Here is a 1,168-nt window from a genome sequence, read left to right as displayed (position 1 = left end):
AGGTTAGAGTGGAATCTGCTATTCATCAAATATTCACAAAACTGAGTCATATTTTAAAGATTTAGTCAAGTTTGAGAGTTTAGTCTGATTTACCGAATTATTAATAATTAATAATTAAATAATTCTGGTTTAAAGCCTCCCCTTTTCAAGGAAAAAAAAGTGCTAGGATATTTCCTGATCTTCAATTCCGTAACGGTTTTAACTAGAGGTAATTATCCATTATCAATTATCCATTAATGAACCTTGGGTATCCCTATGCCAAGGTGTTAATAACCTACGAATAGGACGAATAACTAAATATTCAGATATTAAAATCAATACCACCGCTACAAGAACCCACGCCATAACTTCCGCCGTATCCAGATTAATTCTAGCAATATTCATTTCTGCACCAATACCAGTTTCAGATGATAATAATTCTGACATTATTGCCACTCGCCAAGCTAATCCTAATCCTGATGCAATAGAAGGAAATAAACTAGATAATAAATGTGGATAATATAAATCTACTAATAAAATTTTTATCGGCATTTTCAAAACATTAGCCATTTCTAAAAGCTGTGAATTAATATTTCTCACACCTTCCACAGCACCAATAAATATAATTGGTAAAATAGCAACAGCAACAGTAAATATTGCTGTGGAATTACCAGTACCAAACCAAAGTAATGCAATTACAATCCAAGCAATAGGTGGTACTCCTTGCAAAGCAGTAATTAGAGGTCTAATAGCTCGACTAATAAAAGGCTTTATACCAGCTATTATTCCTAAAATACTGCCAATAACTGTTGCTATTGTAAAACCACTAATAGCATCGAAGCTAGTAGTTAAAATAGCTATAGTTAATTTATTTGTAGTAGCTAAAGTTTGTAAAGCTACTAAAGTTTCTAGAGGAGAAGGTAAAATAATTGAACTATACTGGATTGCTACTAACTGCCATATAGTTATAAATCCAATTAAGCCGATTAATTCAGGTAAAATAAATGGCATTATTTTTGGGGATTAGTATGAGTATGGATTTTGTCTCTAAATCTTTAGACTATTGATAAAAAACTTTTCTAAATTTTCTTGAGTCTAGGAGTAGGAGAGCAGGGGAGTAGGGGAGTAGGGGAGTAGGGGAGTAGGGGAGAACTCAACATAAGAATAATTAACGCTAACTAACTAATAA

The 1,168-nt window shown here is 32.4% G+C and carries 1 protein-coding gene; it reads right to left on the bottom strand.

Annotated features, from left to right (window positions below; genetic code table 11):
- Positions 1-222: 222 nt before the first annotated feature.
- Entirely contained in the window at positions 223-990 is a 768-nt protein-coding gene (locus AFK68_RS00075) for an ABC transporter permease (RefSeq protein ID WP_094670663.1), read from the bottom strand.
- Between the last annotated feature and the right edge of the window lie 178 nt (positions 991-1,168).

The organism is Hydrocoleum sp. CS-953 (assembly GCF_002260545.1).
Classification (GTDB): Bacteria; Cyanobacteriota; Cyanobacteriia; order Cyanobacteriales; family Microcoleaceae; genus Trichodesmium.
This window is presented reverse-complemented; position numbering and strand designations above follow the sequence as displayed.

Excerpts from the sequence above, each read along its gene's own strand:
- AFK68_RS00075 (WP_094670663.1), bottom strand. The coding sequence starts at position 990 with ATGCCATTTATTTTACCTGAATTAATCGGCTTAATTGGATTTATAACT.